Here is a 248-nt window from a genome sequence, read left to right as displayed (position 1 = left end):
ATATTATCATCAATAAACGAACCATCTTCACCTAATATAGCGTTCGCTTGTGCTACTACGTAGTTATCCTCTTCATCAGCAGTTAAGTAATCGATTCTCGGTGTCACTTTACCAGTTTCAGGATCAACCCGGCGGTAAGGTGTTTCGATAAATCCGAAGCGATTCACTTTTGCGAATGAAGATAGAGAGTTGATCAAACCAATGTTTGGACCCTCTGGTGTTTCAATCGGACACATACGTCCATAGTG

Annotated in this window: 1 protein-coding gene; it reads right to left on the bottom strand. The window is 41.5% G+C overall.

The window, feature by feature from the left end; genetic code table 11:
* Nucleotides 1–248: hypothetical protein (locus AC0IXA_RS27925; protein WP_471814982.1), on the bottom strand; the 248-nt coding region annotated here is incomplete at both ends.

The organism is Pseudomonas sp. AC083 (genome assembly GCF_979253165.1).
The sequence above is the reverse complement of the archived record's forward strand: the minus strand, read 5'-3'. Positions and strand labels throughout refer to the sequence as shown.